The sequence below is a fragment of the Roseateles paludis genome (assembly GCF_039872745.1).
GTDB lineage: Bacteria > Pseudomonadota > Gammaproteobacteria > Burkholderiales > Burkholderiaceae_C > Pelomonas > Pelomonas paludis.
On sequence record NZ_JBDPZD010000001.1, the window covers coordinates 1,150,702 to 1,174,082 of the forward strand.

19 protein-coding genes are annotated in these 23,381 nt (G+C 67.2%); 6 read left to right on the forward strand and 13 right to left on the reverse strand.

Annotated elements, in window-relative coordinates:
• Positions 1 to 52: 52 nt before the first annotated feature.
• From ABDJ85_RS05435 to ABDJ85_RS05445, 3 genes are all read left to right on the forward strand, one after another.
• Positions 53 to 238, forward strand: a complete 186-nt coding sequence (locus ABDJ85_RS05435; protein WP_347703719.1) for a hypothetical protein — start codon at positions 53 to 55, stop codon at positions 236 to 238.
• Between the two features lie 142 nt (positions 239 to 380).
• Positions 381 to 1,793 carry a CotH kinase family protein gene (locus ABDJ85_RS05440; RefSeq protein ID WP_347703720.1) on the forward strand — a complete coding sequence of 471 codons (1,413 nt, stop codon included), beginning with the start codon at positions 381 to 383 and terminating at the stop codon, positions 1,791 to 1,793.
• A 98-nt stretch (positions 1,794 to 1,891) separates the two neighbouring features.
• Positions 1,892 to 2,179 carry a hypothetical protein gene (locus tag ABDJ85_RS05445; RefSeq protein WP_347703721.1) on the forward strand — a complete coding sequence of 96 codons (288 nt, stop codon included), beginning with the start codon at positions 1,892 to 1,894 and terminating at the stop codon, positions 2,177 to 2,179.
• Here ABDJ85_RS05445 and ABDJ85_RS05450 read toward each other — a convergent pair whose 3' ends face one another.
• From ABDJ85_RS05450 to ABDJ85_RS05465, 4 genes are read right to left on the reverse strand one after another with little or no spacing between them, the layout of a single operon-like run.
• Complete coding sequence (locus ABDJ85_RS05450) at positions 2,180 to 2,716, reverse strand: lipocalin family protein (protein ID WP_347703722.1); 537 nt, start codon at positions 2,714 to 2,716, stop codon at positions 2,180 to 2,182.
• A 19-nt stretch (positions 2,717 to 2,735) separates the two neighbouring features.
• Positions 2,736 to 3,320 carry a YdeI/OmpD-associated family protein gene (locus ABDJ85_RS05455; RefSeq protein WP_347703723.1) on the reverse strand — a complete coding sequence of 195 codons (585 nt, stop codon included), beginning with the start codon at positions 3,318 to 3,320 and terminating at the stop codon, positions 2,736 to 2,738.
• A gap of 18 nt (positions 3,321 to 3,338) precedes the next feature.
• Positions 3,339 to 3,959, reverse strand: coding sequence for a glutathione S-transferase (locus ABDJ85_RS05460; RefSeq protein WP_347703724.1), 621 nt, complete (start codon positions 3,957 to 3,959; stop codon positions 3,339 to 3,341).
• Between the two features lie 37 nt (positions 3,960 to 3,996).
• Positions 3,997 to 4,914: a class I SAM-dependent methyltransferase gene (locus ABDJ85_RS05465; RefSeq protein ID WP_347703725.1), complete on the reverse strand. Its 918-nt coding sequence runs from the start codon at positions 4,912 to 4,914 to the stop codon at positions 3,997 to 3,999.
• A 146-nt stretch (positions 4,915 to 5,060) separates the two neighbouring features.
• Here ABDJ85_RS05465 and ABDJ85_RS05470 point away from each other — a divergent pair, with 146 nt between their 5' ends.
• The gene (locus ABDJ85_RS05470) at positions 5,061 to 5,918 is read left to right on the forward strand and encodes a PEP-CTERM sorting domain-containing protein (protein WP_347703726.1); all 858 of its coding nucleotides are present in this window, start codon (positions 5,061 to 5,063) and stop codon (positions 5,916 to 5,918) included.
• Here the strand turns inward: ABDJ85_RS05470 and ABDJ85_RS05475 are convergent.
• On the reverse strand, positions 5,888 to 6,850 hold the full coding sequence (locus ABDJ85_RS05475) for a sodium-dependent bicarbonate transport family permease (protein ID WP_347703727.1): 963 nt from the start codon (positions 6,848 to 6,850) through the stop codon (positions 5,888 to 5,890). The genes ABDJ85_RS05470 and ABDJ85_RS05475 overlap by 31 nt on opposite strands.
• A 75-nt stretch (positions 6,851 to 6,925) precedes the next feature.
• On the opposite strand from ABDJ85_RS05475, the gene ABDJ85_RS05480 reads away from it, so the two are divergent.
• A complete protein-coding gene (locus tag ABDJ85_RS05480) occupies positions 6,926 to 7,870 on the forward strand; it encodes a LysR family transcriptional regulator (RefSeq protein WP_347703728.1) in 945 nt (314 codons plus the stop codon).
• Between the two features lie 21 nt (positions 7,871 to 7,891).
• Here the strand turns inward: ABDJ85_RS05480 and ABDJ85_RS05485 are convergent, their stop codons facing one another.
• From ABDJ85_RS05485 to dnaA, 8 genes are all read right to left on the reverse strand, one after another.
• Positions 7,892 to 9,166: a D-alanyl-D-alanine carboxypeptidase family protein gene (locus tag ABDJ85_RS05485; RefSeq protein ID WP_347703729.1), complete on the reverse strand. Its 1,275-nt coding sequence runs from the start codon at positions 9,164 to 9,166 to the stop codon at positions 7,892 to 7,894.
• A 145-nt stretch (positions 9,167 to 9,311) separates the two neighbouring features.
• On the reverse strand, positions 9,312 to 10,823 hold the full coding sequence (locus ABDJ85_RS05490) for a class I SAM-dependent DNA methyltransferase (protein ID WP_347703730.1): 1,512 nt from the start codon (positions 10,821 to 10,823) through the stop codon (positions 9,312 to 9,314).
• Between the two features lie 7 nt (positions 10,824 to 10,830).
• A complete protein-coding gene (locus ABDJ85_RS05495; protein ID WP_347703731.1) occupies positions 10,831 to 12,834 on the reverse strand; it encodes an RNA/DNA-binding domain-containing protein in 2,004 nt (667 codons plus the stop codon).
• Entirely contained in the window at positions 12,831 to 14,294 is a 1,464-nt protein-coding gene (locus ABDJ85_RS05500; RefSeq protein ID WP_347703732.1) for a restriction endonuclease subunit S, read from the reverse strand. The genes ABDJ85_RS05495 and ABDJ85_RS05500 overlap by 4 nt, the downstream gene beginning before the upstream one ends.
• A 65-nt stretch (positions 14,295 to 14,359) precedes the next feature.
• Positions 14,360 to 17,137, reverse strand: coding sequence for a type I restriction endonuclease subunit R (locus tag ABDJ85_RS05505; RefSeq protein WP_347703733.1), 2,778 nt, complete (start codon positions 17,135 to 17,137; stop codon positions 14,360 to 14,362).
• Positions 17,138 to 17,248: 111 nt separating this feature from the next.
• Positions 17,249 to 19,762 carry a DNA topoisomerase (ATP-hydrolyzing) subunit B gene (gene gyrB / locus ABDJ85_RS05510; RefSeq protein ID WP_347703734.1) on the reverse strand — a complete coding sequence of 838 codons (2,514 nt, stop codon included), beginning with the start codon at positions 19,760 to 19,762 and terminating at the stop codon, positions 17,249 to 17,251.
• 111 nt (positions 19,763 to 19,873) lie between these two features.
• Entirely contained in the window at positions 19,874 to 21,001 is a 1,128-nt protein-coding gene (gene dnaN, locus ABDJ85_RS05515) for a DNA polymerase III subunit beta (protein ID WP_347703735.1), read from the reverse strand.
• Between the two features lie 187 nt (positions 21,002 to 21,188).
• Entirely contained in the window at positions 21,189 to 22,673 is a 1,485-nt protein-coding gene (gene dnaA / locus ABDJ85_RS05520) for a chromosomal replication initiator protein DnaA (protein WP_347703736.1), read from the reverse strand.
• Between the two features lie 352 nt (positions 22,674 to 23,025).
• Between dnaA and rpmH the strand changes: the two genes are divergently transcribed.
• Positions 23,026 to 23,160, forward strand: a complete 135-nt coding sequence (gene rpmH / locus ABDJ85_RS05525) for a 50S ribosomal protein L34 (protein WP_058937081.1) — start codon at positions 23,026 to 23,028, stop codon at positions 23,158 to 23,160.
• Positions 23,161 to 23,381 lie beyond the last annotated feature (221 nt).

Consider the following 23,381-nt stretch of genomic DNA (forward strand, 5'->3'; position numbering starts at 1 on the left):
TGCCCGTGGCTCGGGGATTGCTGGCAGCGGCCCGCGCGCCGACCATGGCGGCATGAACTCGGAAGACAGCGTTCACCCCACGCCCCAGACCTCAGGCGCCGACGCGGGCGCCCCTTTGTCTCCGGATGCCGCCGAGCGCTTGCGCGCCCTGGAAGGCCTGCGTGACGAGCTGCAGCGCCTGCATGCCGAGCTGGAGTTTGTGCGCCTGATGCTCAAGCTGCGCGCCAAGCCCGAGTAGCACAAGCGCCTCCTTCCCCGCGACCTCCCGCACCAGCCTTTGGCGGGGAAAACCACCCCCCGGCAATCGCCTGCACGCTCCCTACACTGCGCAGCCTGCGCGCGGCCCTCCGAGCCGTGGGCGTGATTGGGAGTCAGTCGGGATGTCGAGCGTTTGGATGCAGCGGGCCATGCGTGCCCTGGTGGTGGTTTCAGTGGCGATGCTGGCAGCCTGTGGCGGCGGCTCAGGCGGCAGTGCCCCGATCGTCACGCCAACGCCCACGCCGCCGCAGACACCCACCTTCGTCGCGCCCGACTGGTTCCCCAAGGGCGTGGCCGACAGCCTGCCCCAGCTGGAGATCACCACCGTCGGCGCGGCGCCCATCGTCAGCCGTGACGACTACGTCAAGGGCAGCTACAAGCTCTCGGGCACCGGCGTCACTGCCGCCGAGGGGGCGCTCGAGATCAAGGGCCGCGGCAACTCCACCTGGGACTGGCCCAAGAAGCCCTACCGCTTGAAGCTCGGCGCCGCCGCCGGTCTGCTGGGCATGCCCTCCAGCAAGCACTGGGTGCTGCTGGCCAACTACGCCGACAAGACCCTGGTGCGCAACGACACCGCGTTCACCTTCAGCCGCAGCCTCGGCCTGGCCTACACCGTGCGCGACCGCCACGTCGAGGTCAGCCTGAACGGCCAGAACCTGGGCGTCTACCAACTCACCGAGCACGTCCGCATCGCGCCGGACCGCGTCAACGTCCCCGAGCTCAAGGTGAGCGACACGGCGGCGCCAGCGGTCACTGGGGGCTACTTCATGGAGGTGGACTTCCGCATGCACAAGGACTACTGCAAGGACCCGGGCGTGCTGCCCTACTCGCCCTTCTGCGTCGGCGGCGTCAACACCCAGCGCAACACCGTGCTCTGCCTCGATTCCACCCACGGCATGGACCCGGCCTGCCTGAAGGAGCCCGAGACCCTGCTCGCCCCCGAGTGGGCCGCCCAGCGCGCCTACCTGGAGAAGTACTACGCCGACTTCGAGGCCGCGCTCTTTGGGGCTGACTTCAAGGACGCCGCCAAAGGCTATGCCGCGTATGTCGACGTCGACTCCGTCGTCGACTACTACCTGATCAACGAGCTGTTCAAGAACGTGGACGGCGCCGTGGCCAGCTTCTTCATCGTCAAGCAGCGCGACGGCAAGTTCAGCTTCGGCCCCATCTGGGACTTCGACCTCGCGCTCGGCAACGCCGGCTACAACGACGTCGACAAGACCTTTGGCTGGCACATCCGCAAGGCCACCTGGTTTGCCCGCTTCTTTGAAGACCCGGCCTTTGCCGCCAAGGTCAAGGCGCGCTGGGCCGCGCTCAAGACAGCCGGCAAGTTCGAGGAGATCTTCCAGTACGCCCAGGCCCGCGCCAGCTGGCTGGAGAAGATGCAGCAGAAGAACTTCACCACCTGGCCCATCTTCAGCTGGGTCACCTGGTACACCCGCTACGTGGGCGGCAGCTACAGCGCCGAGGTCACGGAAATGCTGCGCTGGCAGCGCGAGCGCTACGCCTGGATGGACGGCGAGCTGAGCAAGTAAGCAGGGCCGCGCCCCAGGGGCGCGAGCGCTTGACCGGCATCAAGACGCCGGCGGCAGCCGCGCCGCATGCTGGAGGCCCCGTCCCCGGAGCGTCCGCCATGCACCCCAAGCGTCTTCAATCCGCCGCCATCGGCTTCGCCTTGTCGTTGCTGCTGCTGTCGTTGCTGGGCTGTGCAGCGCCGCCGCCGGCCGAGCCTCCGGCCAACACTCCCTCCAGCGGCGGCAAGCATGCCGCCATGATGGACGCCATGTGCAAAAAGCATGCGGCCAAGTCGGCAGAGGCGGGCAGCGCACCCGGGATGATGGACAAGCATTGCAGGCCCGACGCGGCTTCGGCGGCCGCCTCTTCGGCATCAGCCCCGCCCGCGGCGGCGCACGTGCACTGATCAGTCCAGCGGCTGCGTCTGCGGCGTGCGCTTGAAGGCGGCCTTGTCAAAGCCCAGTGCTGCCGCGCGCTCCAGCAGCGCCTGCAGCGCGGCCTCGTCCATCTGCGGCGTGCGCGACAGCACCCAGGCGTACTTGCGGCTCGGCGCGCCCACCAGCATCTGGCGGTAGTCGGGGTCCAGCGCCAGCACCCAGTAGTCGCCATAAAAGGGCCAGAAGAAGCTGACGCGCAACTTGGCGTTGCTGCTCCCCTCCACCATCTTGGCGTGGCCCTTGACCGCGTCCACGCTGCCATCGCTCTGGCGGCAGCGGTTGATCACCTCGACCCGCTCGCCGTCCAGCCGGTAGCGCGCCTGCGTGTCGGCCACGCACTGCTTCTGGAAGCGGTTGGGCAGCAGCGCGATCTCGTACCAGGCGCCGGCGTAGCGGGTCAGGTCCACCGCCGGGACGGTGGGCAGCGGGTCGGGGGCGGCCTGAGCCGCCGAGGCGACCAAGGCCAGGGTCAGCAAGGCGGTGCGGGTCAGGGCTTGAGGGGTCATGGTGTCGGTCAGGGAGGCTTCAGTCCCACTTGCGGATGCCCTGCGCGCAGGCCTCGATCAGCTGCTGCAGGCGCCGCGCGCGGGTCTCGGGTTTCTTGGCGCTGATGACCATCCACTGTGCCTTGTGGCGGTAGCCCTCGGGGCAGGCCTTGAAGAAGTCCCAGGCCTCGCGGTGGGTTTTGAACAGCGCTTGCTCCTCGCGGTTCAGGCTGACGCTGGCGCGGTCCTGCTCGAAGGAGGCGCGGGCCGTGCGGGTCTCGCTGCGCGCCTCGAAGGCGGCCAGGCCGGCGGGCTGCATGCGCCCCGCAGCGACCAGCTCAGGCACGCGGCGGACGTTGATGGCGCTCCAGTGCGAGCCCCGTTTGCGCGGCGTGAAGCGGATCTGGTAGTGCTCGGCATCGATGCCTCGCCGCAGCCCGTCGATCCAGCCCACGCACAGCGCTTCGTCCACCGACTGCGGCCAGGTCAGCCCGGCGCGCCCGGTGCCCACCTTGCGATAGCCGACGATCAATTCGGTCTCGGTGCTGGCATGGGCAGCAAACCAATCGCGCAGCGCCTCGGGGCTGTCGAAGAACTGCGGGTCTTTGGGCGTGGCGCGGCTCATGGGTGCGTGCGGGCAGGCTCAGTGCATCGGCAAGGCCTGGAAGGCTGGCAGGCGCTCGGCATGCGCCGCCAAGGCCGCCAGGCGCGGGCAGCGGGTGGCGTCGATGAGGCCAGGCAGCAGGTCCTGCGTGAAGCTCCAGGTCACGGCGGCCGTGATGGCCGGCTGGTCGATGCTCGCCTCGCTCGGCGTGAGATCGCGCCCGCCCCAGGCGGCTTCGAGCAGGTCGTAGGCGGTGAACATCTGCGCCCGCACCCGCTCCAGCCAGGGGCCGTGTTGATGCTCGGTGGGGCGCAGCTGGGTCTCGTAGACCTGCTGCACGCTCTTCTCGCAGGCGGCCAGCGCGAGGGCCTCGCAGCGCAAGGCCTGCTCCAGCGCCGCACCGCCCGCCGGCCACAGCGGGCCCACGCGCGCTGCGGGCACCAGCCCCTTGAGCGCGCCGAGGATCAAGGTCGAGTCCATCAGCACCGTGCCCGCGTCCGTCACCAGCGTGGGCGCCTTGATGACCGGGTTGATGGCGCTGAACTCGGGCATCTGCCGGAAGACCGAGATCGACCGGTGTTCAAAGGCCACGCCTGCGACGCGCAGCACGATGGCGACGCGGCGGACGTAGGGGGAGTCGAGCATGCCGATGAGTTGCATGGGACGGTGCCGGTGGGGTGGGTGCCGTGAGCTTAGTTCAGGCAGGTTGCTCAAACACCATCACCTTGAGCGACCGCTCCTCATCCACATCCGCGTAGACCGCCGGGTTGGCCAGGCGCTCCACAAACCGCAGCCCCGGCGCCTCGGCCTCGACCGTCTCGCGCAGGAAGGCGCTGTCGAGCCGAGGCGAGTTGAGGCAGAGCAGGGCATGGCCGCCCGGGGCGAGCAGCTCGGGCAGGCGGCGGGCGAGGCGGGCGTAGTCCTTGGTGGCGACGAAGCTGCCCTTTTGGTAGCTGGGCGGGTCGGCAATCACGAGGTCGAAAGGGGCGAGGCGCTTGAGCTTGCCCCAGGTGGCAAAGAGGTCGTGCGCGAGGAAGCGGCCACCGGCGAGGCTGTTGAGCGCATGGTTGCGCTGGCCCAGTTGCAGCGCGCCAGAGGCCATGTCGAGGTTGTGCACCTCGGCGGCACCGCCTTGCAGCGCAGCGACCGAGAAGGCGCAGCTGTAGGCGAACAGGTTGAGCACCTTGCCGCCCGGAGCTTGGCGCGCCCAGCCGCGCACCCAGCGCCGGCCCTCGCGCATGTCGAGAAACAGGCCGTGGTTGAGGCCGCGCAGCAGGTGCACGCCGTAACGCGCGCCGTCCTCGGTCACCACGTGGGGATCGGGCACGCTGCCGGCCATCAGCCGGTTGCTGGCGCGCACTTCGTCGCGCTCCTGGTAGACCCAGCTCAAAGGCTCGCCGGGCGCGATCTCATCCCAACGCGCTTGCAGCGCGGCGCCGATGCACGCCAGGGCCTCGTCGGTCTGCGGCTCGTAGCTGGTGAGCAGCCAGACGGGCGGGTAGGCATCAAGCGCCAATGCCTCGCAGCCCGGGTGCCGCCCACTGCGACCGTGAAAGACGCGCGCCGCATCGTGCGGGCGTTGCAGGGTGGCGATGGTGTCGAGCAGGGCTTGCATGGGGCGGCGAGTGTAGGCAACCCAGCGCGTCGCCCCCCTCTGAGTGAGGGGTGTTTTGCGTTGCGCCCTGGTGCAACTGCATCATTGCTGCCGCTGGGTGCGGCCCGCAACATCGAGTTCAGTTGAACACTCGACAGGACCTCCCCATGCGCCCCTCCCTCCTGCTGGCCCTGCTGCTCGTGCTGCCCGGCACCAGCGCCCTGGCCGCCAGCACCAGCGCTTCCCACAGCGCCAATGCCAACAACTGGCATTGCTGCTGGGACAACTTCTACAAGTACGACGCCCAGTCCGGTAGCGGCAACGTGTCCGCGCTGGCCTGGTTTGCCAACGCGCGGGCCGGCGGTGCCGCGTCGTTTGGCCACATCACCGGCTCCGCCGTCGCGGACGCGCCTTTCCCCGAGGGCGGCTACACGCAGTCAGAAGCTGGCGGCCGTGTGCGCGACGTCTGGAGCGACGACTTCACCATCGTCTCCAGCTCCCTGACCGCCGGTACGCCCGTGCAGGTCCAGGTGTGGCTGTCTGTGGGCGCCGACCTGTATGCCAACTTGGGTTCGGGGGGCTGGGCGTCGGCAGAGGTCACCAGCGCGTTGCACTTTGACGGGCAAGACAACCCGTGGATCACCGGCGTCAGCTTCAAGGCGGGCGACATCAGCGGCGCCAACAGCATCAGCGGCGGCAGCGAGGTCGTCACGGCCACCTTCGCCAGCGCGGTCGGTGCGCACTTCACCCTCGTCAACGACCTGGTGGTCAACGCATCGGCGGGCGGCGCGCCCAAGTCACCTCGGGAGGCGCTGGCCAAGGGCGTCGCCGCCTTTGGCATGCAGGTGCTCACCGCAGGTGCCGGGCACGTGTCCGCCAGCAACACCAGCTATGTGCCTGGCCCGGTGGCCTTGGTGCCGGAGCCTGGCAGCTACGCGCTCATGCTGGCCGGCTTGGTCGGCGTTGCCGTCGTGGCCCGGCGCCGCACGCTGGCTCAAAGCAGGCGCTGCGCCATCTGGCTGTAGAGCGGGATGCCCAGCAGGATGTTGAAGGGGAAGGTCAGCCCCAGCGACATGCCGAAGTAGAGCGAGGGGTTGGCCTCGGGGATGGCCACGCGCACGACGGCAGGCACGGCGATGTAGGACGCGCTGGCGGCCAGCACCATCAGCAGCGTGGCATTGCCGGCCGAGAGGCCGCACAGCACAGCCAGCCCCAGGGCCACGCTGGCGTGCACCAGCGGCGCACCCAAGGCATAGCCCAGCAGCCAGGGCGAACGGCCACGCAGGCTGCCCAGGTTGCGCGCGGCCAGCAGGCCCATGTCGAGCAGGAAGAAGGCCAGCATGCCCTTGAACAAATCGCCCGAGAAGGGCTGCATGGCCTGCTTGCCTGCGTCGCCAGTGATCAGGCCCACGGCCATGGCGCCCAGCAGCAGCAACTGCGCGCCGTCGGTGAAGGACTCGTGCAGCACTTTGCGCAGGCCCGGGAGCTCGGCCGCAGCGGTGCTGCCTTCTTTGCGGCGTGCCAGGTTGGCCAGCAGCACGGCCATCACGATGGCGGGTGATTCCATCAGCGCCATGGCCGCCGCCATGTGGCCACCAAAAGCGATGGCGTGGCTCTCCAGGTACTGCGTGGCGGTGATGAAGGTGACCGCGCTGACCGAGCCATAGGTGGCCGCCACGGCGGCGGCGTCAAAGCGTGAGAGCAAGCGCCGCAGCACCAGATAGCCCACGGCCGGCACCAGCACGGCCAGCAGCAGCGCCAGCCCCAGGCTCACCGCAATCTCGGTCGTGAGGCCCGACTTGGCGAGCGCAAAGCCGCCCTTCAGGCCCAGGGCCATCAGCAGGTAGAGCGAGAGGAAGCGCGCGATCTGCGGCGGGATCTCCAGGTTGGAACGAACCGCCCCGGCCAGCAGGCCGAAGACGAAGAAGAGGATGGCGGGGTCGAGGAAGTTCTGCATGGCGGGGCGCGATGCTCGGGCCATGGCCGTATGAGAACAAGTGATATGTTCTGATCAAACTGATTGGTAACCTCGATGAAACCAAGATTCCCCCCCGGCCTGGAGCGCGCGCCGCGTGCGAGCCTGGTGCAGCTGCGCAGCCTGGAAGCGGTGGTGCGCCTGGGCAGCGTGAGCCGCGCGGCCGAGGCCCTGCACCTGGCGCAGCCCACGGTGTCTACACAGCTGCGCGAGCTGTCCGGCAGCCTGGGCCTGACCCTGCTGGAACCCCACGGCCGCGGCCTCGTGCCCACCGCCGTGGGCGAGCGCTTGGCCGAATGCGCGCGCGCCATGGGTGCCTGCTGGCAAGCCTTTGAGGACGACGCCGCTGCGCTGCAAGGCTTGCGCCAGGGGCGCCTGCGCATTGCGGCGGTGACGACGACCGAGTACTTCCTGCCCGACCTGCTCGGCCCCTTTGCGCGCCGCTACCCGGGCATCCAGATCGAGCTGGCCGTCGAGAACCGCGATGCCGTCGTGGCCCGGCTGAGGCGCGGCGACGACGAGCTGGCCGCCATGATGAGACCGCCGTCCGACCTGCCGCTGGCGCGCTGGCCCTTCCTGGAGAACCCGCTGGTGCTGATCGCCTCCAGCGACCACCCGCTGGCCCAGCGCAAACGCCTGCGCCTGGCCGACCTGCTGGACCAGCCCGTGCTGGTGCGCGAGGCTGGCTCGGGCACCCGCGCCGTGCTGGACGAGGTGCTGGCCGAGCAAGGCCTGCACTGGCCGCCACGCATGGCCCTGGGCAGCAACGAGGCCGTCAAACACGCCGTGCGCGCCGGCCTGGGGCTGGCCCTGCTGTCACGCCACACGCTGGCGGCAGACCCGGCCACTGAGGGCCTGGCCGTGCTGCCGGTGGCCGGCTTCCCGCTCAAGCGGCAATGGGTGCTGGTGTGGCGGCAAGACCGCCCGCTGTCCCTGCCCGCGCGGACGCTGCTGGACGACTTGCGTCAGCGCCTCAAGGTGCGGGCCAAGGCGGTAGCGTGATGCCTGCCTGCCCGGAGCCGATTACTTCGAGAACCAGCCCGCCACGCGCTGCTTGATGCGCAGGAAGAAGCCAGCCCGCTCCACATCGGCCAGCGCCACCACCGGCACCTCGCCGAGTGCCTTGCCGTTGGCCGAGGCGACGAGCTTGCCAATCACCGCGCCCTTGGCAATGGGTGCCTCCAGGCCCGGGTTCAAGGTCAGCTCGGTCTTCACCGCCGCCGCCTGCCCCTTGGGCACCACCAGGGTCCACGCCTTGGCCACGCCGGCGGCCACCTCGGGCACCACGCCGTACAGCACCTTGGCGTTGGTCAGCGTCGCGCCAGCCTGGGCCGGCGTTGCCTCCTCAAAGTTGGCATAGCCCCAGTTGAAGAGCACGCGGGTCTGGTCCGCCCGGGCCTGCTTGCTGTTCGCGTTCATGATCACTGAGATCAGCCGCATGCCATTGCGTTTGGACGAGGCCACCAGGCAGTAGCCCGCCTCGTCGGTGTGGCCCGTCTTCAGGCCGTCCACGGTCGGGTCCGTGTAGAGCAGCGCGTTGCGGTTGCCCTGCTTGATGTTGTTGTAGGTGAACTCGCGCTCGGCGTAGATCGGGTAGTACTCCGCGCTGTTGCGGATGATGGCTGCCGCCAGCACGCCCAGGTCGCGGGCCGAGGCCTTGTGGCCCGCGCCCGGCAGGCCGTCCGCGTTCTCGAAATGCGTCTTCGTCATGCCGAGCTTGGTGGCCTCGGCATTCATCAGCGTGACAAAGCCCGCTTGCGAGCCCCCCATGTGTTCGGCCAGGGCCTTGGAGGCGTCATTGCCGCTGGCCACCACCACGCCGCGCAGCATGTCCATCAGCGAGGCCTGCGCGTTCAGCGGCACAAACATGCAGCTGTCGCCGTCCTTGCCGCCCCGGCACCAGGCGCTCTCGCTCATGGTCACCTGCTCGTCCGGCTTGAGCTTGCCGCTCTTGAGGCCCTGCTCGACCAGGTAGCTGGTCATCATCTTGGTCAGCGACGCCGGCGGCAGCGGCTCGTCCGGGTTGGACGACGCCAGCACCTGCCCCGTCGCGTAGTCCATCAGCACCCAGGCCTTGTTCTCCAGCAGCGGGATCGACTGGCCGTTCGCATCCGTCGTCATCGCCTGCTCGGCCGGCGCATCCTTCTTGGCCTTGCGGGCTGCAGCGTGCGGTTTGGCCTTGGCCTTGGTGTGCGTGGCGGCGGTAGCGGCGCTGGCCGAGACGGCCAGGATGGCGGCGGCGAGGAGGGTGGGGAGCAGGGCGGGGAACAGGGAGGAGGTGCGCGGTGTGCGGGTCATGGAAATGCTTGGGGAGGAAGCCTGAATAGGCGCGCGATCAAGTCGCAGAGCGACGGGGATCAGCAGGGGTTGGCTCGAACGATGGAGCGAATTGTCGCGGCTCGCCACCCATGGTGCCGTGTGCCACCCGGGCCTTGAAACGAAACTAGGTGCGCGGGAATCTCGGCAATGCTGCCGCCACCTCACGGAACGCCGTGAGTGCTGCTTCCAGGTGCTCGATGATTTCCAGCTGCAACACGTCTGGCGGCGGTAGGTCGTCCAGGTTGTCCAGGCTGGCGTCCTTCAGCCAGAACACGTCCAGGCTCGCCTTGTCGCGGGTGACCAGCTCGTCATAGGCGTAGAACTTGAAGCACTCCGTCGCCACGCGCTCGTGCCGGTTCGCCGGGTTGTAGCAACGGATGAAGTCCTGCAGGTCGGGCAAGCGCAGCGGCCGGGTCTTGAGCGTGAAGTGCTGGTTGGTACGCAGGTCATAGAACCACACGCCCTTCGTATGCACGTGGCCATCCTTGGGCGCGTTGTCGAAGAACACCACATTGGCCTTCACACCCTGCGCGTAGAAGATGCCCGTGGGCAGGCGCAGGATGGTGTGCACGTCGCAGGTCTCCAGCAGCTTGCGGCGGATCTTCTCGCCCGCGCCGCCCTCGAACAGCACGTTGTCGGGCAGCACCACCGCCGCGCGGCCCCGCACGTTAAGCATGCTCACGATGTGCTGCAAAAAGTTGAGCTGTTTGTTGGACGTGGTCTGCCAGAAGTCCTGGCGCTCATACAGCAGCGCATCACGGTCTTCCTCGCCCTCCTCGTTGGTGATGGTCATGCTGCTCTTCTTGCCGAAGGGCGGGTTGGCCAGCACCAGGTCCACGGCCATGCGCGGCTCGGCAATCAAGGCATCGGCGCGCTCCACCGAAGGCTCGCCCACCAGGTCGCCCACGCCATGCAGCATCAGGTTCATCAGGCACATGCGGCGCGTGCCCGGGACGATCTCGTTGCCGTGAAAGGTTTCGTCGCGCAGGAAGTGCTGCTGCGGCCGCGTCAGCCTCGGCTTCTCGTAGCCCAGCCAGTCGCCATGCTCGCGCAGCCAGGGGCCGGTGCCCGTCAGCCACTCATTCGCTGCCAGGAAGAAGCCGCCCGTGCCGCAGGCCGGGTCGGCAATCGTCTGCCCCGGCTTCGGGCGCATGCAGGCCACCATCGCCTGGATCAGCGCGCGCGGCGTGAAGTACTGGCCGGCGCCGCTCTTGGTGTCCTCAGCGTTCTTCTGCAGCAGGCCTTCGTAGAGGTCGCCCTTCATGTCGGCATCCATGCCCACCCAGGACTGCTCGTCAATCATCTGCACCAGGCGCGAGAGCTTGGCCGGGTCCTGGATCTTGTTCTGCGCCTTGAAGAAGATCGCGCCCAGCATGCCTGGCTGGTCGCTCAGCTTGTGCAGGGTGGCGAGGTACTGATCCTCCAGCGGCCGACCGCTCAAGGGGCGCAGCGCGGCCCAGTCGTAGCCCTTGGGGATGCGCGTGTCGCGCTGATAGGGCGGCTGAGCGTACTCGTCCGCCATCTTTAGGAACAGCAGGTAGGTCAGCTGCTCCAGGTAGTCGCCATAGCCCACGCCGTCGTCACGCAGCGTGTGGCAGAAGTTCCAGACTTTCTGGATGAGGGTCGAGGTGTTCATGCGCGGCTCAGCCGTGCCTTTCATTGGTCAGATACGCCTGCCTAGGATCATTGGCGTTGGGCAGAGCGCGCAGCAGCCGGCCCTCCTGCACCAGCGGGTTCAGGATGCGCTTGCGCAGGTCGCTGCCCCCCTGGTCCCGTCGGTTCAGCAGGCTGGCCAGCACGCGCAGGCCCAGATAACGCCCAGTGCACAGCGCTAGCACGGCTTGTCGCATCAACTCGGGGGGCACCCGCTTGCGGCTGCTGACAGGAAATGCCAGGTTGCGCAGGACATCCAGATCGGCTTCTTCGAGCTGGGTCAGGTCGGCGATCCACGCTGCCCCGGGTGCTGGTGCGGCCGGCTCCGGGGTTAAGCGCCCAAGCTCCGGGGTTAAGCGCCCAAGCTCCGGGGTTAAGCGCCCAAGCTCCGGGGTTAAGCGCCCAAGCTCCGGGGTTAAGGAGGCCGTCTCCGGGGATAACGAGCCATCGTTGGCTGCCTCGCCCGCAAGATCCACCAGATCGCGACGCGGGAAATGCTGGGACGACAGGAAATACACCATGCCTCGGCCGATGCCCTCGGCGCCCAGCAAGCCGTCCCGCACCAGTCGGCCCAGCATCTTCGTGATGTCGGCTGAGTGCTCAGTCGACAGCTCGCGCAGCCGCGAATGGTTGATCTGGCCCTCGGTGGCCGCCGTCACCACCGCCAGACGCTCCAGCGGGCCGAGCGCCGTAAACCGTGATCCCAACTGGCCTTCGAGCAGGGCCACGGTGTCTGGCGGCAGCAGGCTGCTCATGCGCAGCTCCATCAGCGTCTGTTCCGGCGCCGCCACCTGCTGCAGCACCGGGCGCCGCCAATGCTGGCCTGCCCAGTTTCGGTAGATCTTCGGGATACCCGAGCCGGCATGGTCTCCATAGCCCACCAGCTGGAACATCGTCTGTAGCCTGCGGTTGCGGCAATCGCTGTTGCCGCCCATCACAGCCAACTCGGGCGGAACACGCATCAAGCCCGGGTTGCGAAAGCCGAACATGTCCGGGCGCTTGACCACCAGCACCGACACCCGGCCCGAGAAGTCGGCATGGATCAGGGTGTTGACCAGGGCCTCACGTACGGCCTCGTGAACCGGTGTGTCCTCGATGCGCTGCCCCTCCTGCAACTGGAACGGCACCTTCAGATCGGCCGTCAGCTTTTGGTAGACGCGACGAAAGAAGTCATACAGGTTGCCGGACCAGCTGCCGTCTGGCACCAGCCGGTCGATCCAGCGCTTCTCGGTCTTGGCTTCGGGGCGCTCCTGGTAGTCCACCATGTAATGCGGCAAGGCATCACGAATCACCTCGGCACGGCCAAACATCAACAAACCCGCCAGGCGCAGCCCAGAGGTGCCCGCCTCGCGGTTGCGGCCGAACGCGCCGATGCGCTCCAGGAACTCAGGCACGGCCAGGTCCGTCCATGGGTGGTTGGGCTTCACCGCCGCGAAGCGGTTGCGGTAGGCCTGCACCGTGTCCAGGTCCAGGTCCGCAACATCAAAACCCTGCAGCACTCGCTCGTCGCGCGAATCCTCCACCCGCTCCGCCAGCATCCGGCGCACGGTCTCGTCGTCTGCCGCGTAGTCGCCCTCGTGGCGCCTCAGATAGGTGCTGCCGAACGGGTTGGCCCCTAGGTGGACCGGGCGCAGCTGGCGCGCAGCACGCGGAACTCTTACCCGCAGCACCACCTGCCCGTCGAGCATCACCGGCTGCACATCCGCCTCGGAAAGCAGGTTGGCGCTGATCTGCTTGCGGTTGTGCAGGTTGTCCCACAGCGCCTTGCGCACTCGCTCCAGCCCCGGCAGGCCCAGCACCTTGAACTGGCCCGGCGGCTTCTCCTGCACGCCCAGCAGGATGACCCCGCCCTCTCCGTTGGCCATGGCGCTGTAGGTCTTCCAGAGGTCGTCGGGCAGTTCGCCCCGGCCATCGCGTCCTTGGGCGGCCTTGCATTCCAGCTCGCAGGCCTCGGACAGCGTGGCCAGGTCCAGCTTCTCCAGGTCCAGACTCATGCGGGCACCCTCTTTGAACGGCTGTGTTTTTTTGGCGCCGGCTGGGCGGCCGCCCGCTCGGCGCGGATGCGCGCCAGCAGCTCGGCGGCGGGCTCGTCGGCCGGGTCTTGCGGGACGAGCTGGCCGGCGAAGGCGGCGCGGAGGAGGTTTTGGCGTTGGGCGGTGGATTGGGCCTGCGCAGCCTCCAGTGCGGTGAGGAGTTCGCCCGAAGCCAACAACTGCTGCTCAAGCAACAAGGCCACTGCAGACTGCTCGGCCGGCGGAGGAATCGGCACTGGCGTTCGCCGCACGTCCTGTTGATTGATGCTGGCTTGGTTGACTGCCCATTTCGCTTCAGCCGTCAGCCTTGCCCGACCGATTGCTGAGCCCAGATAAAGCGAGACAAATCCGCCTTCGACCGCTGCGGCAAGACGCAGCCGCATCATGTTCGATTCGAAGACTACGCCGGCCAGTTCTTTCGGTACCCACATCGACTTGCCCAGGTGCGTCATGCTGTTGACGCGGTTGATCACCAAGTCGCCAGCCATCAATCCGTAGGTGCCGACTTCATCAGCATTCGCGGTCACTTGTCGCAGTTCGTCACGCGGGCGATGCCAGCCGATTTGGTAATCGTCGATGCGCAGGATGGGCACACCTGCGGCATAGCGCTCCTTGGGTAGATAGAGGCCGTTCTGAGGTCCATCGACGATCAGGGCATCCAGCGAGGCCCAGGTCCACGACTCGGGCAAAGCCGGCAAGTCCGCAACGTCTGGCTGTACCGGCTCGGGGTAAGCCGACTGCCACCCCTTAGTCGGCGGCTTGCCCTGCGCCTCGAACTTGGCGAGCTGTTGGGCCTCCCAGCGAGCGCGGCGCTCGCGCAGGATGCGGGCGAGCAGGTCGGCGCCGGTTTCCTCGGGGGCGGGGTTGGCCTCGCGCCAGGCGGCGGTGAGCGAGCCTTCGACGGCGGCCTTGAGCAGGGACTGGCGATAGTGCTGGAGCTTCTGCTGCGCCGCCTTCAACTCCGCCACGCTGGCATCGAGGTCGGACAGCAGTTCCTCGAGCTTCTCGACGATGCGGGTTTGCTCGGTAGCGGGCGGCAGAGGCACTAGCTGACTCAGCACATCGGCGTCACGCACGGCTGGATAGCTGACTCCACGTTGCAGTGGCAGCACCTGTTGCAGGAAGTCGTGGCTGCGCAGTAGTTGCAGTAGCAGAGATCCGTCAACGCCCTCGGCTGGCCGAAGGACACAAAACCCGGTCGAGGCGACGGGATTCGAGACCTCGGGAACACGAGCGATGGCACGCAACCCAGGCCGAACTGTCGAGAACAACACATCTCCGGCCCGGACGGCCTGCCGCGCTCGGCTCGGGGTGTCCCGTCCCATCAAGACCTTGGGCGCGACGACAACACCCGCCTCGTTGTCGATGGCGCTGATGTCGCAATAGGTGAACTCGACGTCCGGCGCATCGGCGGGATTCATGCTGGACACGGGCAACACGCAATCCGCAAGGGCAACTGTCGCCCACCCGGCAGGCAACGTCCGCTTCACGCCACCAACTCCTCATTCATCCCCGCCATCAACCCATCCAGCTCCTCGCCAAACAGCCCCCAAGCCTTCTGCAGGCCGCCGCGTGCGGCCAGCTCCGCGTAGTCGAAGTCGTCTCGCGCGATGGAGCAGGAGCTGGCGATGTGGTCCTTCATCAGGCGCAGCCAGTCGGTCTGCTCGGGCGTGAAGGCGGTGGCGCGGCGGCTGTTGTGGCGCCAGATCCAGTCGGCAAAGCGTTGGTTCACGGTGTCGGCAAAGGGGGTGAGTTCGGCCTCCAGGCCAAGGGCAAAGCGCAGCAGGGCCACGAGGTCGGTCAACTGCCGCTGCAGGCCCACGCCTTTCACCTGGCCGGCCTGCACGCGGGCGTAGGCGGCCCAGAGGCGGTCGGTGGTGAGCATCAGCGGTGGGCGGGCAATGGCGTCTGCCAGCTCCTGGACGGCGTCGATGGTCAGCGCACGGCGCTGGTAGGGCTGCTGGTAGAAGAAGCTCAGGGCGGCTAGTTCGTCCTTGTGGGCCTGGGCAAAGTCTTTGAAGGCCTGCACGTCGGCGCGGGCGTGCTCGTCCATCTGGGCGGCGGGGCTGCTCGTGAGGATGCGGTCGAGGTTGACGTGGTCGATGAGCTGCTCGCGCTCACGGCGGGCGTGCTCGATTTGCTCGCGCAGTTCGGGCGCATCAAACGGCGCACAGGCGGCGGCCACGCGGGTGGCGCGGGCAGCTTGCAGCTCGTCGGGCAGCAGGGTGTCTTCGCTGCGGGTGATGCCGCTCAAGCGGGCGGTGTCCAGGGCGGCCTGGGCAATGGCGTCGGGGTCCAGCGCCTTGAGCAGGGCCTTGCCCAGCTCGCGGGCGGGCACGCCGCCGCTGGCGCGCTCGATGCGGGCGCGGGCTTTGTCGTCGAGCTGTTTGTCGAGCCGCACGAGGCGGTTGGCCAGGGTGAGCAGGGTGTCGTCGTCGCGCTGGTTCAGGGCCACCGCTTGCAGCAGGTCTTTGAGCGGCACGCCGGGCTTTTGCTCCAGGCTGCGGCTTTCGGTCTTGAGGCTTTTTTCCACGCCCACGGCGTCGATGAGGATGAAGCGCTCTTTGGCGCCGCTGGCGCTGGCGCTGACCTTTTGCAGGCCGTCGGCATCGAGGCTGCGCACGCCACGGCCCTTCATCTGCTCGTAGTAGCCCTTGCTGCGCACGTCGCGCATGAAGAGCAGCACCTCCAGCGGCTTCACGTCGGTGCCAGTGGCAATCATGTCCACGGTGACGGCGATGCGGGGGTGGTAGTCGTTGCGGAAGGCGGCGAGCACGGCGTCGGCCTGCTTCTCGCTGTAGGTGACCTTGCGGCAGAAGGCGTTGCCCTGGCCGTAGACCTCGCGCACGGCCTGCACGATGTCGTCGGCGTGGCTGTCGGTCTTGGCAAATATCAGGGTCTTGGGCACTTCGCGGCGGGCGGGGAAGAGCTCGTGCTCCACCACGCGCTTCATCTCCCGCAAGACCTGGCGAATCTGGCTCACGTTGACGACGGAGCGGTCCAGCTCCTTGCCGGTGTAGGCGGTGTCTTCCTCGGTCTGGCCCCAGCGCTTCTTGCGGGTTTGGCGGTCACGGTGGTCCACCCACTCTTTCGCTTTCAGCTCGGCGCCTTGTTGGGTGACCTCGGTGACGATCTCCCACACGTCGTAGCCCACGTTGACACCGTCCGCCACCGAGTCTTCGTAGCTGTACTCGGCCACGACGTTCTCGTTGAAGAAGCCGTAGGTGCGCTTGTCGGGCGTGGCGGTGAGGCCGATGAGGAAGGCGTCGAAGTAGTCGAGCACCTGCTTCCACAGGTTGTAGATGCTGCGGTGGCACTCGTCGATGACGATGAAGTCGAAGGTCTCGACGGGCAGCTCGGGCGAGTAGCTGACGAGCCGGCCTTGCTTGACGGCTTTCGCAACCTCAGCGGCGGGGATGTCTTCGGCAGACTCGTCCAACACCTCGCCGCTGAGCGCGGCGTACATGCGCTGGATGGTGCTGATGCAGACCTGGGCATGGCGGTCCACACCGGCCGGGCCGACGCGCTGGACGTTGTACAGCTCGGTGAACTTGCGGCCATCGTCCGGCGGCGTGTAGGCCATGAACTCCTGGTGGGCCTGCTTGCCGAGGTTGCGGGTGTCCACGAGGAAGAGGATGCGTTTGGCCCCGCCGAACTTGAGCAGCCGGTAGACAGCGGTGATGGCCGTGAAGGTCTTGCCGGCACCGGTGGCCATGTGCACCAGGGCACGCGGGCGATTGGCGGCGAGCGACTGCTCAAGGCCGGTGACAGCGCTGGTCTGGCAGTCCCGCAGGTTGTCAGTGGGCAGCGGAGGCATGGCCTCACGCAGGCGTTGGCGCAGCGTGGTGGGCTGGGCCAGCCAGGCGGCCAGGGTCTCGGGCCTGAAGAAGCGGAACACCTCACGCGAGCGGGGCGCGGGGTCGCGGCCATCGGTGAAGCGGGTGATTTGCCCGGTGGCTTCAAACAGAAACGGCAGGGGCTGGTTGTTGGTGCGCCACTTGAGGCGCGAGTGGGCGTAGCGCTCGGTCTGGCTTTCGGTGACGACGAGCTGCTCGCCGGCATCGTCACGCTTGGCTTCGACGATGCCCACGGCCTCGCGGCCCACGAAGAGCACGTAGTCTGCAGGGCCGGTGTCGGTGGGGTATTCACGCACGGCGACGCCGAGCGCCGCGCCGAGGTTGAGCTGGCGGTAGTCCTGCACCAGCCAGCCGGTGGCTTGCAGGCGTTCGTCGATGACTTGTCGGGCCTGGGCCTCTGGGGTCATTGAAAGCTTCCCTTGCCGCAGCGGGTTGCTGCGTCGCGCGTTAGTGTCGCCAAGAAAAAGGGCGAGCGGCTCATGGTCCTGCTCGCCCTGGGCATGCGCTGGCTTGGGGGCTTAGACGTCGATGTTCCCCGCCCGCAGCGCGTTCGATTCAATGAACTCGCGGCGTGGCTCGACCTCGTCGCCCATGAGCATGGTGAACACCTTGTCGGCCTCGATGGCGTCTTCGATCTGGACGCGCAGGAGGCGGCGGACGGTGGGGTCCATGGTGGTTTCCCAGAGCTGCTCGGGGTTCATTTCGCCGAGGCCCTTGTAGCGCTGGCGGCCGACGCTGCCTTCGGCTTGCTGCATGAGCCAGGCCATGGCGGCGCGGAAGTCGGCGACCTTGGATTCCTTGGCCTTTTCGCCTTCGCCCTTGCGGACGATGGCGCCGTCCTGGATGAGGCCCTGGAAGCTGAGGCCGGCATCGGCGAGGACTTCATAGTCGGCGCCGTGGACGAAGTCGGCGTGGATGACGCTGGCACGCACGTTGCCGTGGTGCATGCGGGCGATCTTGAGGAAGAGCTTGTCGGTGCGGGGGTCGGTCTCGACGGTGACCTGGGCGTCGTGGAGCAGGCCTTTGAGCTTGTCGGCGCTGGCGGTGGCAGCCTCGGGGGTGTCGAGGTCGATGGCCAGGCCGTTGGCCAGCACGTGCAGGGCTTCTACGTCCATCCAGTTGGACAGGCGCTCGATGACGCTTTGGGCGGCGACGTACTTGCGGGCGAGCACGTCGAGGGTGTCGCCCTTGAGGGTGGTGCCGGCGCCGGTGTCGAGGCTGGCGTCTTGCAGCGCGACCTTGAGCAGGAAGGCGTCGAACTCGTGGCCGTCCTTGAGGTATTGCTCGTGCTTGCCGACCTTGACCTTGTAGAGCGGGGGCTGGGCGATGTAGATGTGGCCGCGCTCGCAGAGCTCGGGCATCTGGCGGTAGAAGAAGGTGAGCAGCAGGGTGCGGATGTGGGCGCCGTCAACGTCCGCGTCGGTCATGATGATGATGCGGTGGTAGCGGAGCTTGTCGGGGTTGAAGTCATCGCTGCCCGCCCCGCGCCCGATGCCGGTACCGAGGGCGGTGATGAGGGTGATGATTTCGTTCGAGGTGAGCAGCTTCTCGTAGCGCGCTTTCTCGACGTTGAGGATCTTGCCGCGCAGGGGCAGGATGGCCTGGAACTTCCGGTCGCGGCCCTGCTTGGCGGAGCCGCCGGCGGAGTCGCCCTCGACGATGTAGATCTCGCACAGGGCGGGGTCCTTTTCCTGGCAGTCAGCCAGCTTGCCGGGCAGGCCGAGGCCGTCGAGCACACCCTTGCGGCGGGTCATCTCTCTAGCCTTGCGGGCAGCCTCGCGGGCGCGGGCGGCGTCGAGGATCTTGCCGCAGATGATCTTGGCGTCGGTCGGGTTCTCAAGCAGGTAGTCAGTCAGCAGGCGCGAGACGATGTCTTCGACGGGGCCGCGCACTTCGCTGGAGACGAGCTTGTCCTTGGTCTGGGAGCTGAACTTGGGCTCGGGCACCTTGACAGAGACGACGCAGGCCAGGCCTTCGCGCATGTCGTCACCGGCGACTTCGACCTTGGCCTTCTTGGCGAGATCGTTGTCTTCGATGTACTTGTTGATGACGCGGGTCATCGCGGCGCGCAGGCCGGTCAAGTGGGTGCCGCCGTCCCGCTGCGGGATGTTGTTGGTGAAGCAGAGGACGTTCTCGTTGAAGCCGTCGTTCCACTGCATGGCGACTTCAACGCCGATGTTGGTCTGCTGGTCGGACATCTTGTCGCCGATGGCGTGGAAGATGTTCGGGTGCAGGGTGGTCTTGCCCTTGTTGATGAACTCGACAAAGCCTTTGACGCCGCCGGCGTAGGCGAAGTTGTCTTCCTTGTTGCTGCGCTCGTCGACGAGGCGGATCTTGACGCCGTTGTTGAGGAAGGAGAGCTCACGCAGCCGCTTGGCGAGGATGTCGTAGTGGTAGTCGTTGTTCTCTTTGAAGATCTCGGTGTCGGGCAGGAAGTGGACCTCGGTGCCGCGCTTGTCGGTCTCGCCGATGACCTTCATGGGGCGGGTTTCAAAGCCGTCCACCATGACGCTCTCGCCGTTCTGCGGGATGCCCTTGGCGAACTCGATGAAGTGGACCTTGCCGTTCTGGCGCACGGTGAGGCGCAGGAACTTGGACAGGCCGTTCACGCAGGACACACCCACGCCGTGAAGGCCGCCCGAGACCTTGTAGCTGTTCTGGTTGAACTTGCCGCCGGCGTGCAGCTCGGTCAGGGCGATCTCGGCGGCGGAGCGCTTGGGCTCGTGCTTGTCGTCCATCTTGACGCCGGTGGGGATGCCGCGGCCGTTGTCGATGACGGAGATGGAGTTGTCGGTGTGGATGGTGACGACGATGTCGTCGCAATGGCCGGCCAGGGCTTCGTCGATGGAGTTGTCGACGACCTCGAAGACGAGGTGGTGCAGGCCGGTGCCGTCCGAGGTGTCGCCGATGTACATGCCGGGGCGCTTGCGCACGGCCTCCAGGCCTTCCAGGATCTGGATGGAGCTGGCGTCATAGGCCTGGGGTGCCGGGGTGGGCGCGGGGGCGGGAACGTTCTCGGGGGTGTCGCTCATGACTGGGTACTCAAGGCCGCGTGGCGGCCCTCCATCTTCAAACTAGAGCCCCCCGCTTGGCGGGGGGCTGGGGGTGCGAAACGTTCGGGCATGCAATGCCAAGGAGGATCGCTAGATCCGCATCGGCATCACGACGTACTTGAATCCGTTGTCGTCAGGGATGGTCAGCAGCGCGCTGGAGGCGCTGTCGTTGAGGTCGATGCAGACCATGTCCTGGCTCATGTTGGAGAGGGCGTCCATCAGGTAGGTGACGTTGAAGCCGGTCTCGATCTTGTCGCCGCCGTAGTCGATCTCGATCTCTTCCTTGGCCTCTTCCTGCTCGGCATTGCTGGAGGCGATGGAGAGCAGGCCGGGCTCGAAGGTCAGGCGCACGGCCTTGAACTTCTCGCTGGTCAGGATGGCGGCGCGCTGCAGGCTGGCCAGCAGCGGGGCGCGGCCCAGGGTGAGGCGGAACTTGTGGTTCTTGGGGATGACGCGGTTGTAGTCGGGGAACTTGCCCTCGACCAGCTTGGTCACGAACTCCATGCCCGAGAAGCTGAACTTGGCCTGGTTGCCGGCAAAGCGCATCTCGATGGCGGCTTCGTCGGCCTTGCCGTCCTTCCCCTCTTCTTTCAACAGGCGCTGCAGCTCTAGCACGGTCTTGCGCGGCAGGATGACTTCCTGCTTGGGGATGTCGGCATCGAGGTCGGCCTGCGCGAGGGCGAGGCGGTGGCCGTCGGTGGCGACGAGGGTGAGGCTCTTGCCTTCGGCCACGAACAGGATGCCGTTGAGGTAGTAGCGGATGTCATGCACCGCCATCGCGAAGTGGACCTGGTTGATCAGGCCCTTGAGCGTCTTTTGCGGCACGCTGAAGGCGGGGCCAAAGTCGGCGGCCTCCTGCACCAGCGGGAAGTCGTCGCTGGGGAGGGTCTGCAGGGTGAAGCGGCTCTTGCCGCCCTGCAGGGTCATCTTGTTCTGGTTGCTGGTGAGGCTGACCGTCTGGTCGGCGGGCAGCGAGCGCAGGATGTCGATCAGCTTGCGGGCCGCGACGGTGGTGGCGAGGTTGCCGGCGTCGCCGCCGAGCTCGACGGTGGTGCGGACCTGGATTTCGAGGTCGCTGGTGGTGAACTCGATCTGGGACCCGGTCTTGCGGATCAGCACATTGGCCAGGATCGGCAGCGTGTGGCGCCGCTCGACGATGCCCGAGACGGCCTGCAGCGCGCCGAGCACCTGATCCTGGTTGGCTTTCAAGACGATCATGAGGACCTCGTTGTCTGGGGTTTTATGGGGTCAGCGCGCACGCCGGGGCGGAAAAGTCACTCCCAGGTTGCCGGCTAAGAGTGACGCGCGCGCGTAGACAGGGGATTGTCGCCGCCTTTGCAGGTGCGGGCGCCCTGGCAAGCTGGGCATTGGGGTGAACCCCGAGATGGCGGCGCCAACCCGGCGCTCAGCCTTTGAGCGTCTGCTCCAGCACGTGGAGCTGCTGGTTCAGCTCGGTGTTCTTCTGGCGCTCGCCACCGATCTTGCGCACCGCGTGCAGCACGGTGGTGTGGTCGCGTCCGCCAAAGAGCTCGCCGATCTCGGGCAGGCTCTTTTGCGTCAGCTCCTTGGCGATGTACATCGCAATCTGGCGCGGGCGGGCGATGCTGGCCGGGCGCTTCTTGGAGTACATGTCCGCGACCTTGATCTTGTAGAAGTCGGCCACGGTCTTCTGGATGTTCTCGACGCTGATCTGCCGGTTCTGGATGGAGAGCAGGTCCTTGAGCGCATCGCGCGCCAGCTGGATGTTGATCTCCTTGTGGCTGAAGCGGCTGTAGGCCAGCACCTTGCGCAGCGCGCCTTCCAGCTCGCGCACATTGGCGCGCACGTTCTTGGCGATGAAGAAGGCCACGTCCTCGGGCAGGCTGACAGCCTCGGCGTCGGCCTTCTTGATCAGGATGGCCACGCGCATCTCCAGCTCAGGCGGCTCGATGGCCACGGTGAGGCCGGCGTCGAAGCGGCTGGTCAGGCGCTCGTCAATGTCCACCAGCCCTTTGGGGTAGGTGTCGCTGGTCATGATGATGTGCGCCTTCTTGGCCAGCAGGGCTTCGAAGGCGTTGAAGAACTCTTCCTGCGTGCGGTCCTTGCCGGCAAAGAACTGCACGTCGTCGATCAGCAGCAGGTCCAGCGAGTGGTACTTGGCCTTCAGTTCGTCGAAGGTCTTGCGCTGGTAGTTCTTGACCACGTCGGAGATGAACTGCTCGGCGTGCAGGTAGAGCACGCGGGCGTCCGGGCGGTCGCGCAGCAGCGCATTGCCCACGGCGTGGATCAAGTGCGTCTTGCCCAGGCCCACGCCGCCGTAAATGAACAGCGGGTTGTACATCTGCCCCGGCGCGCCGGCCACGTGCAGCGCGGCGGTGCGGGCCATCTGGTTGGCGCGGCCGGCCACCAGGCTGTCGAAGGTCAGCGCGGGGTTGATGCGGTTCTTGTTGCCGGCAGGCCCCTGGCTCGGGATCTCTACCGTCGGCTGGGCGGTCGCATTCGGCGTGAGCTGGCCCAGCAGGGCGCCCGCCGGCACCGGGCCGGCAGTGGCCGGCATGCCGCCCGGCAGCGCTGTTGGCATGGTGGCCTGCAGCGGGGCGGCGTCGCGGCTGGGGGTGGCGAGCACCAGCTCCAGCCGGGCTGGCCGGCCGGCGAGTTCGCTCAGGATCTCTTCGAGGCGCGGCGCGTACTGCCGGCGGATCCAGTCGCGCTTGAAGTGGTTGGGCACCCGCAGCTGCACGACGAGCAGCTGGTCCGGCGCCACGGCCGCATCCGCCAGCGTGGCCGGCGGCAGGGGGCGGATCCAGGTGTTGAACTGCTGTTCAGGCAGTTCGGCAGCAAACCGTTCGCAGCCGCGTCGCCAGAGGTCGGCGCCGGCCGCTTCGCCTGCGCCAAGGAGGGGGTCGCTCATTGTGGAAAACTTGTTCTTGAGCGGCCGCATTGTACGGTTGCAAGACGCCGCAAGGGGCAGGTTATCCACAGTCGATGCTCGGGGTCAACCCCCGGCAAAACCCAGGGGGTTTGCGAGCTCCGGGGGCGGGTGCCATTGACCTGTTGCACCGTGTTTGGTGTAATCCCGGGTTTTCGCGAGCGCTGCGGGGGTCTGCCTTCGCCCGGGCTCGGGAACGAAACAGGCGCCGAGTCTCGACGAGACTTCGGCCCTTCGCAACGCGGCTGGTGAGATTCGGGTTCCCTGGGTCTGACAAGCAGTCCGCACGGCGCCGCCAACCGCTGCAGCGTCGCTCCACCAAGGAAAACTCATCATGAAGCGTACCTACCAAGGCTCCAAGACCCGCCGCGCCCGCACCCACGGCTTCCTCGTCCGCATGAAGACCCGTGGCGGCCGCGCCGTCATCGCCGCGCGCCGCGCCAAGGGTCGCAAGCGCCTGGCTGTCTGAGTCCCCACCAGGGATTTCTCGCCATGCTCGGCCGCATCGTCCGGTCGGCCGACTTTGAACGCGTGCTGGCGCGCCCGGCATGTGCTCGCAGCGCGCTCTTCGCCGTGCATCATCTGGCCGCTGGCCCCAGCCCCTCGGCTTGGGTTTTGTCCACAGATCGAGCGAAGTTGTCCACAGAGGCTGCACAGGCTGCCCACAGACTTGTGGATGACGCTGCTGAT